General features: G+C 75.0%; 13 protein-coding genes. 7 read left to right on the top strand and 6 right to left on the bottom strand.

Translation table 11 applies throughout. From position 1 onward, the window contains the following. Nucleotides 1–38: 38 nt before the first annotated feature. The 4 genes from GA0070622_RS15230 to GA0070622_RS15215 are packed head-to-tail and all read left to right on the top strand — an operon-like array spanning nt 39 to nt 2,905. Nucleotides 39–743: a flavodoxin family protein gene (locus GA0070622_RS15230; protein WP_245666313.1), complete on the top strand. Its 705-nt coding sequence runs from the start codon at nt 39–41 to the stop codon at nt 741–743. Further along, the gene (locus GA0070622_RS15225) at nt 733–1,080 is read left to right on the top strand and encodes a cupin domain-containing protein (protein ID WP_091573901.1); all 348 of its coding nucleotides are present in this window, start codon (nt 733–735) and stop codon (nt 1,078–1,080) included. The genes GA0070622_RS15230 and GA0070622_RS15225 overlap by 11 nt, the downstream gene beginning before the upstream one ends. Continuing rightward, nucleotides 1,077–1,445, top strand: coding sequence for a chorismate mutase (locus tag GA0070622_RS15220; protein WP_245666304.1), 369 nt, complete (start codon nt 1,077–1,079; stop codon nt 1,443–1,445). Before GA0070622_RS15225 ends, GA0070622_RS15220 begins: the two co-directional genes overlap by 4 nt. Further along, a complete protein-coding gene (locus GA0070622_RS15215; protein ID WP_091573900.1) occupies nt 1,442–2,905 on the top strand; it encodes a UbiD family decarboxylase in 1,464 nt (487 codons plus the stop codon). The genes GA0070622_RS15220 and GA0070622_RS15215 overlap by 4 nt, the downstream gene beginning before the upstream one ends. Here the strand turns inward: GA0070622_RS15215 and pdxR are convergent. Continuing rightward, a complete protein-coding gene (pdxR, locus tag GA0070622_RS15210; RefSeq protein ID WP_091573899.1) occupies nt 2,850–4,358 on the bottom strand; it encodes a MocR-like pyridoxine biosynthesis transcription factor PdxR in 1,509 nt (502 codons plus the stop codon). The genes GA0070622_RS15215 and pdxR overlap by 56 nt on opposite strands. Nucleotides 4,359–4,625: 267 nt before the next feature. On the opposite strand from pdxR, the gene GA0070622_RS15205 reads away from it, so the two are divergent. Continuing rightward, nucleotides 4,626–5,474 carry a hypothetical protein gene (locus GA0070622_RS15205; RefSeq protein ID WP_091573898.1) on the top strand — a complete coding sequence of 283 codons (849 nt, stop codon included), beginning with the start codon at nt 4,626–4,628 and terminating at the stop codon, nt 5,472–5,474. Nucleotides 5,475–5,534: 60 nt separating this feature from the next. On the opposite strand, the gene GA0070622_RS15200 is transcribed toward GA0070622_RS15205, so the two are convergent. The 5 genes from GA0070622_RS15200 to GA0070622_RS15180 form a co-directional block, all read right to left on the bottom strand. Then, the gene (locus GA0070622_RS15200) at nt 5,535–6,005 is read right to left on the bottom strand and encodes a hemerythrin domain-containing protein (protein WP_091573897.1); all 471 of its coding nucleotides are present in this window, start codon (nt 6,003–6,005) and stop codon (nt 5,535–5,537) included. A 169-nt stretch (nt 6,006–6,174) separates the two neighbouring features. Further along, entirely contained in the window at nt 6,175–7,128 is a 954-nt protein-coding gene (locus tag GA0070622_RS15195) for a TerC family protein (RefSeq protein WP_281187002.1), read from the bottom strand. Between the two features lie 195 nt (nt 7,129–7,323). Continuing rightward, nucleotides 7,324–8,637 (bottom strand): M48 family metallopeptidase, encoded by a 1,314-nt coding sequence (locus GA0070622_RS15190; protein WP_141684580.1) that lies wholly within the window; start codon nt 8,635–8,637, stop codon nt 7,324–7,326. A gap of 54 nt (nt 8,638–8,691) precedes the next feature. After that, nucleotides 8,692–9,384 (bottom strand): ABC transporter ATP-binding protein, encoded by a 693-nt coding sequence (locus tag GA0070622_RS15185; RefSeq protein WP_091573895.1) that lies wholly within the window; start codon nt 9,382–9,384, stop codon nt 8,692–8,694. After that, complete coding sequence (locus GA0070622_RS15180; RefSeq protein ID WP_091573894.1) at nt 9,381–10,445, bottom strand: ABC transporter permease; 1,065 nt, start codon at nt 10,443–10,445, stop codon at nt 9,381–9,383. Before GA0070622_RS15180 ends, GA0070622_RS15185 begins: the two co-directional genes overlap by 4 nt. Nucleotides 10,446–10,615: 170 nt before the next feature. Here GA0070622_RS15180 and GA0070622_RS15175 point away from each other — a divergent pair, with 170 nt between their 5' ends. Continuing rightward, nucleotides 10,616–11,821 carry a sensor histidine kinase gene (locus GA0070622_RS15175; protein WP_091573893.1) on the top strand — a complete coding sequence of 402 codons (1,206 nt, stop codon included), beginning with the start codon at nt 10,616–10,618 and terminating at the stop codon, nt 11,819–11,821. Next, a complete protein-coding gene (locus GA0070622_RS15170) occupies nt 11,818–12,453 on the top strand; it encodes a response regulator (protein WP_091573892.1) in 636 nt (211 codons plus the stop codon). Before GA0070622_RS15175 ends, GA0070622_RS15170 begins: the two co-directional genes overlap by 4 nt. The last annotated feature ends 18 nt before the right edge of the window (nt 12,454–12,471 follow it).

Genomic DNA, 12,471 nt, shown 5'->3' with positions numbered 1-12,471 from the left:
CGGTGCGGCGCCGCGTCCCGGTCGACGAGCCCTCGGGGGTGCGATTGCCCAGCGAAGCAGCCACCATCCTGGCCATCAACGGATCCGAACGGGCCGGCGGCAACACCGACCTCGCGGTCGCGCACGCCGGACGCCTGATCGCCGAGCGCGGCGCGGTGCTGCGCACCGTGCGGCTGCGCGAGCACCGGATCTCGCCGTGCAGCCCGTGCGGCGACTGCAACAGCCGTACGCTGCCCTGCCAGCTGGACGACGACGTCCCGGCGCTGGTGGAGCAGATGGTCCGCGCCGACGGGCTGATCTACGCCGCGCCAGTGCACGGGTTCGGCCTGGCCCACCTGATGCAGATCTTCATCGAGCGGGCCGGCGTCGGCTACCTGCGTTTCACCCGCCCGCTGGCGGACAAGGTGGGCGGCATCATCGTCACCGGACGTCGCTACAGCGACTCGTCGGTGCACAACCAGATCGTCAACAACCTGCTGCTCAACCGCATGATCCTGGTGGGCAGCGGCTTCCCCGTCCTGCTGCGCAACACCACCGGCACGCCCGGGCTGACCGACCCCGAGGGCGTCGACGCGCTGGAGCGGATGGTGCACCGGATGGTCGACATGGTGCAGCTGCTCCAGCAGCACCGGCGGTCCACCGGCGACCCGGTCCTGCCCCGGCGGGACCGCAACGAACGCGTGCCGCGGCAGCGCCGCGCCGAATCCGTCCCGAACAGAGGAGACACCGAGAATGTCCACTGAGCAGGCGACCGTGCCGGTCGGCATCGACTTCCCGGCCACCGAGTGGGAGAGGTGGGACAAGCCCGGCGCCCAGGGGCGCGTCAAGATCGCGTACGTCGGGGGGCAGCGGCTGCGGCTGCTGGAGCTGCCGGCCGGTTTCGACGAGCACCACTGGTGCCTGCGCGGCCACACCGGCTACGTGCTGCAGGGCGAGTTCACCATCCACTTCCGGGACCGCTCGGTGCCGTGCCGCCCCGGCATGGGCTTCGTCATCCCGGACGACGAGGAGCACCGCTCGCAGGGCAGCGACGACGAGCCGACCGTCGTGTTCGTGATCGACCGGGTCCCGCAGCCGTGACCGACCCGTACGACGCGGGGGCGTCGGCCGGCCTGCCGCCGGTCGACGCCGTCGACGGTCCCGCCCGGATCGCCGAGCTGCGGGGCGCCGTGGACCGGCTCGACCAGCGGATCGTCGAGCTGCTGGCGGTCCGTACCCGGGTGGTCCGGGAGTTGACCGTGCACAAGTCGGACGAGGCGGCGGTCCGGTCGCCGGACCGGGTCCGGCAGGTCCTGGACCGGGTCCGGGAGCTGGCCGACCGGCACGGCATGCCGCCGGAGGTCGCGGTGGCCACCTACCGCGCGCTGATCGAGGAGCTGACCCGGATGCAACTGGAGATGCTGGCGGCCCGGCGGGCCGCCCCGGCCCCGACGGACCGGCGATGACCGGGCTGCGCGCGCCGGTGGACCTGCGGCACGCGCTGGCCACGCTCGACCCGCTCCCGGGCGAGCTGGTGCGGGTGGCCGAGGAGCTGCCCGCCCGCTACGGCGTCTCGGCGCACTACGCCCGCTGGGCCGGCGCGCCCGCCGCCCCGCCCACCGGTCCCGGCCCGGCCGTGCTCTTCGACCGGGTACGCCCCGACCACGGCCCCACCCGGGCCGTGCTGATGGGGCTCTACGGCACCCGCCGGCGGGCCGCCGGCCTGCTCGGCGCCACCCCGACCGAGCTGCCGCACCGGCTGCTCGACGCGGTGGCCGCACCCCGCCCGCCGGTGCCCGCGCCCGACCCGGCGCGGTGGCCCCGCCGGCGCCTGCCGACGGACCTCACCGCGCTGCCGGTGCCGGTGCTCACCGACGAGGACGCCGGTCCCTACCTGACGCTCGGCGCGGTGCTCGCCACCGACCCGGACACCGGCGTCCGCAACCTGTCCGTGCACCGGATGTGCGTGCAGGGGCCGGACACGCTGACCATCTGGATGGTCCCGGGTCGGGATCTCGAACTGGCCCACCGGGCCGCCCTGCGCCGGGGTGTCCCGCTGCCGGTGGCGATCCATCTCGGACTGGGCCCGGCGGTGCTGCTCTCCTCCTGCTGCCCGACCTCGCTGGTGCCGCCGGAGGTCGACGAACTGGCGGTCGCCGGGGCGCTGGGCGGCCGGCCGGTCGAGCTGCTGCCGTGCGCCACCGTGGACGCCGAGTTCGTCGCGCACGCCGAGTACGTGATCGAGGGCGAGCTGCTGGCCGAGCACGCGCCGGAGAGCCGGCACGGGGCCGTCGCCACCCCGGAGTTCCTCGGCTACCAGGGCCGGGCGCACCCGTCGCTGCCGCTGATCCGGGTCACCGCGATCACCGCCCGGGAGAGCCCGATCCTGCAGGCCGTCTCCGGCCCCGGCCACGAGCAGTCGGTGCTGCTCGGCTTCGGGATGGAGGCCGCGGTGCTGGACCTGCTGCGCCGCCGGGGCACGCCGGCGCGGGCCGCGCACTGCCACACCGCCGGCGGCGGTCAGCTCATGGTGGTGCTCCAGTGGCCGGCGAAGCGCGACCCGGCCGACGACGCGGCGGTCCGGGCCGCCGGGGAGGCGGTGCTGGACGCGTTCCGGATGGCCAAGCTGGTGCTCTGCGTCGACGAGGACGTCGACGTCGAGTCCGACCAGGACCTGTGGTGGGCGATGGTGACCCGGTTCCAGGCCGACCAGGACCTGCGGGTGCTGCCGGACCGGGAGGGCTTTCCGCTGGATCCGAGCCAGCACACCGGCTACTCCCGCTCGCTGTCGGCCGATGGGCGGACCGCGAAGGCGGTCTTCGACTGCACCGTGCCGTACGCCCAGCGCGACCGGTTCCGCCGGCCCCGGTTCACCGAGCCGTCGCGTCCCGCACCGCGGCGGCCAGCAGCGCCACTCCCTCGGTGATCCGGGTGGTGGGCAGCGCCGCGTACCCGATCAGGAACGTCGGCTCGGACGGCGGGTGGGTGACGAAGTAGCCGGAGGCCGGATAGACCCGTACGCCGCGCGCCGCGGCGGCGCGCACGATCGCCGTCTCGTCGGCGCCGGGCGCGCCGCCGAGCGTGACCAGCACGTGCAGCCCGGCGGCCGCGCCGGAGACGCGGACGCCGGCGCCGAAGTGTTCGTAGAGCGCCTCCAGCAGCCGGGCCCGGCGCTGCCGGTAGAGCCGGTCCATCCGGCCGATGTGCCGGGCGTACGCGCCGGAGCCGACGAACTCGGCCAGTGCCTCCTGGGTGAGCGTCGAGGTCAGCCGGTCGGTGATCCACTTGATGCCGAGGAACGGCCGGACCAGGTGCGGCGGCAGGACCGCGTAGCCGATGCGCAGCGAGGGGAACAGCGTCTTGCTGAAGCTGCCGACGTAGGCCACGTCGGCGCCCTGCGGGTCGGCGGCCAGCGACGGCAGCCGCTCGGCGGCGAAGCTGAACTCGTTGTGGTAGTCGTCCTCCAGCACCGTGACGCCGTGCTCGCGGGCCCAGCGCAGCAGCGCCCGCCGCCGCCGCTCCGACATGACGAACCCGGTCGGGAACTGGTGCGACGGGGTGACGTAGACCAGGCGTACCCGGGCCGGGTCGAGGCCGTGGCCGCGGACCCGGTCGGCGATCTCGTCGACCCGCAGCCCCTCGGCGTCGACCGGGACCGGCACCACGGCCGCCCGGGAGTAGCCGAAGATCTGCCGCAGCACGGTGTGGCTCGGGTCCTCGATCACCACCACGTCGTCGGGGCCGACGAGCTGCCGGACCAGGATGTCCATGGCCTGGGTGGCGCCGCTGGTCACGATCGTGTGCTCGCGGGAGACGTCGAGGGCCCGGCTGCGCCGCAGCAACGCCGCGATCTGGTCGCGCAACGCCGGCGAGCCCTCGGCCGGGCCGTAGCCCAGGGCCACCGCGTCGGCCCGGCTCACCGCCTCGGCGAGCGACTGCCGCCACCGGGCCACCGGGAAGCTGGCCAGCGCCGGCGTGCCGTGCCGGAAGTCGTACGCGCCGTCGGGCCGGTGCATGGGCGCCGGCTCCCACGGCCGCCACAGCGGGCTGCCCGCGTCGGTGGGCAGCGGCGGCTCCGGCCGCAGCGGCGCCCGGGCCGGCGGGTCGCGGTGCGGCAGGTCGGGCACCGCGCCGCTGACCCGGGTGCCGGAGCCGCGGCGGGAGGTGAGCACCCCGTTGGCCCGCAACAGCTCGTACGCGCGGGTCACCACGGTGCGGGAGACTCCGAGCTGGTGGGCCAGCTCCCGGCTGGGCGGCACCGGGTCACCGGCGCGCAGTCGGCCGCTGCGCACGGATCCGCTGATCTGGTCGCAGAGCTGCTGCTGCAACGGCACCGAGCTGTCCCGGTCCAGCACGACAAGCAGCTGCGACCCACCCACCCGACCCGCTCCCCCGCCCGTGATCCCCCACCCCGATCCTAGTCCCGGGTCGTGCCGCCGACCTCGTGATCCACGCGCGATCGCCTCGGGCGGGCGCTGAACGATCTCGGGGCCGCGCCCGTATCCCCTGCCGACAGTGGACATCGTCCGGAACCGCGATGCCGGAGCGGGCACGAGCACGATTCCTGAGTCCTCACTTCGCACCGGGGAGCGGCCGCGCGGCGCGACCGCCGCGCCGACCCTCCCGGTCGAGCAAAGGAGAGGTGCATGGCCAGGGGTACGCGCAACACCGCGGTCCTGAAACTCGGCGGGGTGGGCACGCTCGCCGCGCTCCTGCTCGCCGGCGGGCTGCAACTGGCGTCCGCCGACGAGAACGCCCGCCCGGCCGCATCGGCCGCCGCGCAGACCGTGAACTGTCCGACCGTACGCGACAAGCTGCCCCCGGTGCCCGCGGCGGCCGCCGCCGGGGTGGAGCGGGAGCTGGCCAACCTGGATCAGGAGATCGCCCGGCAGAACGAGCGGTTGGCCCGGCTCGCGGTCCGCCCCGAGGGCGGGCCGAACTTCGTGGACAACGCCGTCCTCGGACCGCTCAGGAGCAAGCGCACCGCCGCCCTCGACCGCATCGAGATCGCCTTCAACCGGATCGGCGCGGCACGTCCGAACCTGGACGCGCTGGCCACCTGCGGCCTGAACGCGCCAGGCGTGCCGAGCGCGGTCAACGGCAACGCCGCCGGTCAGAACGGCAACGCGGGCGGTCAGAACGGCAACGCGGGCGGTCAGAACGGCAACGCGGGCGGCCAGAACGATGGTGCGGCATCCGGTGCGGCCCGGACGGTGAACTGTCCCCGGGTCCAGCTGCCGGCCGTCCCGGCGGCGGCCGCGGCCCAGGTCCAGGCCGAGCTGGCCACGCTGGACAAGCAGATCGACGAGGCGAACGCCCGGCTGGCCCGGCTCGCCGTCCGCCCCGAGGGCGGGCCGAACTTCGTGGACAACGCCGTCCTCGGACCGCTCAGGAGCAAGCGCACCGCCGCCCTCGACCGCATCGAGATCGCCTTCAACCGGGTCGGCGCGGCACGCCCGAACCTGGACGCGCTGGCCACCTGCGGTCTGAACTGACGGCCCTCCGGCTCGGGTCGTGGCCCGGCGGCGCGCATCCCGCCGGGCCACGACCTGTCGTCACAGGGGGCCCAGCACGTCGGCCGGGTCGGCGTCCAGCGCCAGCGTCTCCAGCACGGTGAGCAGTCGCCGTTCCTCGTACCGGAAGTGCGACTCCATGATCGCGGCCACCCCCTCCAGGTGCCGGCCCAACTCCTCCGGCGGGGCGTCCCGGGTCACCGCGGCGCTCAGGCCGGCGAGCAGGTGCCCGATCATCGAGTGGTCCTGCCGCAACTGGTGCAGGGTTTCCCGCAGCTCGGGGTGGTGCCGCGCGATCGCCGGGAACAGCTCCCGGTCCTCGCCCTCGTGGTGCGCGGTCAGCGCGGCACAGAACCCGTGACAGAACAGCAGCAGGTCCCGCGTCGCGGGCTCCGCCGGCGTGCCGCCGGCCAACGACTGCCGCGTCACCCGCAGCGCCTCGCGCAGCCGCTCGTGGACGGCGCGCATCTCCTGACTCCAGGCCACCAGCCTGGTCTGCTCACCCTCACCCACGGGGAGAGGGCGAAGGGACGGCGATCTTCATCGTCGTGCTCCCTCCGGTCCGGCGCCTCCATGCCTGACACGGCCTGCCACCGACACGCGACGCTGCGCCGAGTCTAGGGCACGACGCGGGCCGCCCGGCCCCCGGCTCGACCGCCGGGGACCGGGCGCGGATCCGTCGTCAGCGACCCTCGTCCGACCGGACCGTCGCCGGCGCGTCGGCGCCCCGGGTGGTCGCCAGGCTCCATCCGATGGAGACGGCGAGGGTGGCGACGATGACGCCGAGGGTCAGCGGGATGGGCAGCTTGCCGACCGGGGTCTCGGAGAGGATCAGCTTGACCCCGGCGAAGGCGAGCAGGAACGCCAGTCCGTAGTGCAGGTGCACGAAACGACGCAGCAGGCCGGCGAGGCAGAAGTAGAGGCTGCGCAGACCGAGCACGGCGAACGCGTTGGCGGTCCAGACGATGAACGTGCTGGTGGTGATCGCCAGGATGGCGGCGACGGAGTCGATCGCGAAGATCAGGTCGGTGGCCTCGACGGCCACGAGCACCACGAACAGCAGCGTCGCGACGCGCCTGCCGTCGAGTCGGGTGAAGAACCTGTCGCCGTGGTAGCGGGCGTCGGTGGGGATGACCCGGCGCACGGCGCGGACGACGAGGTTGCGCTGGGGACGCATCTCGGCGTCGTGCCGGAAGGCCATCTTCCAGCCGGTCCAGACGAGGAACAGGCCGAAGACGTAGGCGGTCCAGAAGAACGTCTCCAGCAGCCCGGCGCCGACGAAGATGAACACCAGCCGGAACAGCAGCGCGCCGATGACGCCCCAGAACAGCACCTTGTGCTGGTACGCGGCCGGGACCGCGAAGTAGGTGAAGACCAGCGCGAAGACGAAGACGTTGTCCACCGACAGCGCCTTCTCGATCAGGTAGCCGGCGTAGTAGGCGCCGGCGGCCTCGTCGCCCTGCCACAGCCACAACACGACACCGAACGCCAGGCCGGCGGCGATCCAGACCGCCGACCACACGGCCGCCTCACGGAAGCCGATGACGTGGTTGTCCCGGTGCAGGAACAGGTCGACCGCCAGCATCACGGCGATCGCGGCGGTCAGGGCCAACCAGGCCCACAGGGGTACGGACACGCGCGGCGCTCCCTCCGACCGGGCCGGCTGGTCGCCGGCGAACGGGTCGAAGGTCTCCCCGGACCGCCGCGCGGGCGGCCCGCGCGGCCGGGACCCGTGGTGGGTCCGTCCTGACGACCGCGCGTCCGGTGGCGGGTACTCCCCCTCGAACTACGCTCCATTATTCACGAAGCACAGTTCGTGTGTCAATCTCCGTCAGTAGCGGTCCCGGGTGCCGAGCAGGACGTGGTGGACGGCCCGGCGCCACGGCGCCAGCTCCCGGTCCAGCTCGACCCAACGGCTCTCGTCGACGTGCAGCGTCCCGTCGACCCGGGGAAGGGCCTCGACCAGCCGCATCCGCTGGTCCTCGGCGGGATGGGTGCTCCACAGGTCGGTGCCGCGCCGGGTGAGCTGGCGGGCCAGCGGGAGCTTCGGCGCCAGGTGCTCACGTAGCTCGGCCGCCATCGGTTCGAGCCGCTCACCGTCGATGGTGGGCGCCAGGTGCCACAGCTCGGACCAGACGCGGTCGGCGAGCAGGACGACCTCACAGGACCGGAGGAACGCGTCCGTGCCCGCCACCCGGCGCGCCATCAGGTCCGCCCGGTACTCGGCCCGTCGGCTGTCCGGCATCGCGACGCTGTCGACGAGCAGTTGCGCGGTGGCGCCGAGGACGTTCACCAGTCCCAGGAGCGCGTGCACCCCGAGCGAGAGCAGGGTGGCGAGGCCACCGCCGTGCACGGCCACGGAGTCGGCGCCGTGCACCGCGCGCAGCCACGGGTTCCGTCCGCCGGTGGCCGCCACCGCCCGGGCGCCGAACGTGCGCGCCAGCAGCGTCCTGCGGACCCGTCGTGGATCCCCGTTGGCGAGGTGTCCCAGCTCGTGGGCCAGGAGCGCGACCCGGGCGGGGCGCGGCAGCATCACCCACAGCGGAACCCCGATGACGAGCACCGACCGCTGTCGCCAACCCAACCGGGCGACGCCCGCGTTGATGCTCAGGTCGGCGCAGATCACGTCCGGGACCGGCGTGCCCGCCGCCCGGGCCACCTCGCCCACCAGGCGGTGCAGCTGGGGCGCGTCCCGCTCGCTGAGCACGCCCGCGCGGGGCACCCGCCCGAAGGCGGGCTTCACGAGCAGCAGCACGAGCACGGCGGGGAGCGCGAACGCCACCCGCACGCCGGTGGGCAGGCCACTGGCCAGGAAGAGCCAGCCGAGGTAGCCCACCGCGACCGCCCCGACCAGCCCCAGCGCCACCGAGACCGCCGACAGCCAGATCTCGCCGGAGGACGTCTCGGGCGGGCCGGCGTCGGGATCCGCCGACAGCTCCGCGCGGGTCGCCCGGTCGATCCGCAGACCCCGCCGGAACCCCCATCGCCCGACCAGCTTCGTCCCCCGCCAGGGCGCCAACGCGGGGTCGTACGCGTCCAGGTTCCACAGGCACCCCGGGCACCAGGAGGCGCTCTCGGGCGCCGCCGAGACCAGCTCGTGGCCACAGCCGGCACACCTGCCCGGCGGCATGATCGTCGTCGACACGAGGCAGGAGTGTAGGGCGCGGCGGCCGATCGCGGCGGCCCCGGTGGTGGACCGCTAGCGGAGGCGGTGAACCTCCGGCGCCGGGTGGAGCCGGCCGTCGCGCATCTCGACCGTGCGGTCCGCGGCGGTGAGGTGGTCCCGGTCGTGGGTGACCAGGACGGTGGCGGTGCCCCGCTCGCGGGTGAGCCGGGCGATCAGGTCGACCACGGCGGCGCCCCGGTCGTGATCGAGCGCGCTGGTCGGCTCGTCGACCAGCAGCAGCACCGGGTCGTTCACCAACGCGCGGGCGATGTTCACCCGCTGGCGCTGGCCGCCGGAGAGCTGATGCGGCCGCCGTCCCGCCTGCGCGCCGAGACCGACCGCGTCGAGCAGGTCGTCCGCCCGCCGCCGCACCCGGGCCGGCGGCCGTCCGTCCAACGTGGCCATGACCTGGAGCTGCTCGGTGGCGGTGAGCGAGGGCAGCAGGTTGGGTTGCTGGAAGACGATGCCGATCGCGCGTCGGCGCAGGGCGGCGAGCGCGCCCCGGCTCAGGCCGGTGGTGTCGACGCCGTCGACGGTGACGCCCCCGGTGTCCGGGGTGACGAGCGTGGCGGCGACCGCCAGCAGGCTCGACTTGCCGGAGCCGGAGGGACCGACCACGGCGGTGAGGCTTCCCCTCGGCACCGACAGGGTGACACGGTCGAGCGCGGTCAGCCGGTTGTCCCCGTCCGGATAGGTGAGTGTGACGTCGGTCAGGTGGAGGCTCATCGGACGCTCCCCAGGGCGGTCAGCGGGTCGACGGAGGTGATGCGGCGCACCGACAGGGCGGCCCCGACCGTGCCGAGCAGCACCATCACCGCCGCCGGGAGCGCGACGGTGGCGGGGGTCAGCACGAACGGCACGTCCGAGCCGGAGAGGGCGGCGCCGAGCCCGGCGGCGACGGCGGTGCCCACGACGGTCCCGCCGACCAGCAGGATCCCGGCCTGGCCGAGCGCGTCGACCAGCAGCGCGGCGGTGGAGGCGCCGAGCGCCTTGAGGACCGCGACGTCGCCGCTGCGCTGGATCGTCCAGACCGTGAAGAAGGCGCCGACGACCAGCGCGGAGATGGCGAACAGGAAGCCACGCATGAGTTGCAGCGACCCGTTCTCCGAGCGGTAGGAGCCGATCGCGGTCACCGACTCGTCGGTGCCGACGGTCCGGGTGCCGGCGGCCCGGTCGGCGGCGGCCACGTCCACGTCGCGACCGGTCCGCAAGGCGATCACGGTGGCGGTGTCCGCGCCGGCGGCCACGGTGCGCCGCCACGAGTCCAGGCTGGCCCAGACCACCGGGGTGTGGCTGAAGGAGGCGTCACCGCGTACCGCCGCCACCGTCAGCTCCCGTCCGGCCAGGGTGAGGCGGTCACCGGCGCGCAGGCTGAGGTCGGCGGCGGCCGTGGTGGTGAGCACCGCCGTACCGTCGTCGAGGTCGACGCCGGGCGGGCCGAGGCGGGAGCCGGGCCGGATGCCGAAGACGGAGACCGCGACGCCCCGGCCGCCGGCGGTCACCCGGGTGGTGCTGATGCCGAGCGGCTCGGCGGCGGTCACGCCGGGCGTGGCCGCCCACTGCCGCCACTGCCGTTCGGTGACGGTCGAGTCCCCGTACGACGCCTGCCCGCCGCCGAAGGCGATCCGGTCGGCGGGCAGGCCGGTGATCGCGGACGTGTTCTGCCGGTCCAACCCGGCGGTCAGCCCGGACAGCAGGCCGACCAGCAGCGTGATCAGCACGATGACGGTGCCCATCAGGGCGAAGCGCCCCTTGGCGAATCTCAGGTCTCTCCAGGCGACGAACACGGCAGCGGCGGTCCCTTCCGGCGGCGGATGTGGTCGCCCTCCACGGTCGTCGTCGGCCGGGCGGCCGGCATCCGGCGACGGACGGCAGCTTCGGGGCGGAACGGCGGGGTGCCGGTTACGACTTTCGACAGAGGCCCGCCGAGCTGCGGTTCCTCTAGGCTGAGAGGGCTGTGACCACCGCCGTTCCCGCCCTGACGCCGACCGCCCGCGTGCTGGCCTGGTGCCTGCACCTGCTCGTGGCGGGCCTGTTCACCCTGGCCGGGCTCCGGGCCGTCGCCACCGGCCGCCCGCACCCGGTGGCCGTGGTCGCGGTCGCGGCGGCGGGCCTGCTGGCGTACGCGGGTGGGGCGCTCCTGCCCGGTGTCCGCCGCTCGCGGCTGGCCGCCGGCTGGTGGCTGGCGGCGGTGACCGCGCTCTGGTTGGTGTTGACCGCGCTGACCGCCGACGGGCTGTGGGTCGCCTTCCCGCTGTACGTCCTCCAGCTGCACCTGCTCCCCCGCCGCGCCGGTGCGGTGGCGGTCGGCGTGACCGCCCTGGCGGCGATCGTCGCGTTCGCCGCCCACCGGGGGGCGGTCACCGTGCCGGGCGTGGTCGGGCCGGCCCTCGGCGCCGCCGTCGCGGTGGCCGTGGTTCGGGGCTACCAGGCGCTCTACCGGGAGAGCGAACGCCGCCGGCGGCTGATCGAGGAGCTGACCGCCACCCGCGCCGACCTGGCGCGGGCGCAGCACGAGGCCGGGGTGGCGGCCGAGCGGGAACGGCTCGCCCGGGAGATCCACGACACGCTCGCCCAGGGCCTGACCAGCATCCAGCTGCTGCTGAGCGCCGCCGAGCGGGTGCTGCCCGACCGGCCGGACGCGGCCGCCCGCCACGTCGGGCAGGCCCGCCGGGCCGCCGTGGACAACCTGGCCGAGGCCCGCCGCTTCGTCGCCGCGCTCGCCCCGCCCGCGCTGGACGACACCACGCTGGCCGGCGCGCTGGAGCGCCTGTGCGCCACCACCGGCGCCCGGCATCCGCTCGCCGCGCGCCTGCGGGTGACCGGGGTGCCGGCTCCGCTGCCGACCGCGTACGAGGTGACGCTGCTGCGCATCGCCCAGGCCGGTCTGGCCAACACCGTCCGGCACGCCGGCGCGACCACCGCCGAGGTGACGCTCGGCTACCACGTCGACCGGGTCACCGTCGACGTGGTCGACGACGGTGTCGGCTTCGACCCCGACCGGCTGCCCGTTGCCGATCCGGAGGCCGGTGGCTTCGGCCTGGCGTCCATGCGCGCCCGGGTGGGCGCGCTCGGCGGCGACCTGGCCGTCGCCTCCGCACCCGGCCGGGGCACCACGCTGTCCGCCCGGCTCCCCCGCACGCCGCCCGGGGAGCGGCCGTGACCGGAGACCCGATCCGGCTGCTGCTGGCCGACGACCATCCCGTCGTCCGGGCCGGGCTGCGCGCCGTGCTGGAGACCGAGCCGGGCCTGGTCGTGGTGGCCGAGGCCGCCACCGCCGAGGACGCGGTTGCCCGCGCCGCCGCAGGTGACGTCGACGTGGTCCTGATGGACCTGCGCTTCGGTGTCGGCATGAGCGGGGTGGAGGCCACCGCCGCCATCACCGCCCGGCCGGACGGGCCCCGGGTGCTGGTGGTGACCACCTACGACACGGACGCCGACACCCTGCCCGCGATCGAGGCCGGCGCCACCGGCTACCTGCTCAAGGACGCCGCGCCGGAGGAGCTGGCCGCCGCCGTGCGGACCGCCGCCGCCGGCCGGACCGCGCTCGCGCCGGCCGTCGCGGACCGCCTGATGAACCGGCTCCGCACCCCCGACACCGCGTTGACCCGGCGGGAGACCGAGGTCCTCGGACTGGTCGCCGACGGCCTGTCCAACCAGGCGATCGGCCGCCGCCTGCACCTCACCGAGGGCACGGTCAAGTCGCACCTGTCGCGCATCTACACCAAGTTGCGGGTGGAGTCGCGCACGGCCGCCGTCGCCGCCGCGGTCGACCTGGGCGTCATCCGCCGCTGACCGCGTTCGCCCTCGTCA

The sequence above is a fragment of the Micromonospora sediminicola genome (genome assembly GCF_900089585.1).
Lineage (GTDB): Bacteria > Actinomycetota > Actinomycetes > Mycobacteriales > Micromonosporaceae > Micromonospora > Micromonospora sediminicola.
Note: the sequence above shows the minus strand (reverse complement) of the source record. Positions and strands in the feature narration are given on the sequence as shown.

Coding starts and splice junctions, on each gene's coding strand:
- GA0070622_RS15185 (WP_091573895.1), bottom strand. CDS start 9,384: ATGAGCCTCCACCTGACCGACGTCACACTCACCTATCCGGACGGGGAC.
- GA0070622_RS15225 (WP_091573901.1), top strand. CDS start 733: ATGTCCACTGAGCAGGCGACCGTGCCGGTCGGCATCGACTTCCCGGCC.
- GA0070622_RS15215 (WP_091573900.1), top strand. CDS start 1,442: ATGACCGGGCTGCGCGCGCCGGTGGACCTGCGGCACGCGCTGGCCACG.
- GA0070622_RS15205 (WP_091573898.1), top strand. CDS start 4,626: ATGGCCAGGGGTACGCGCAACACCGCGGTCCTGAAACTCGGCGGGGTG.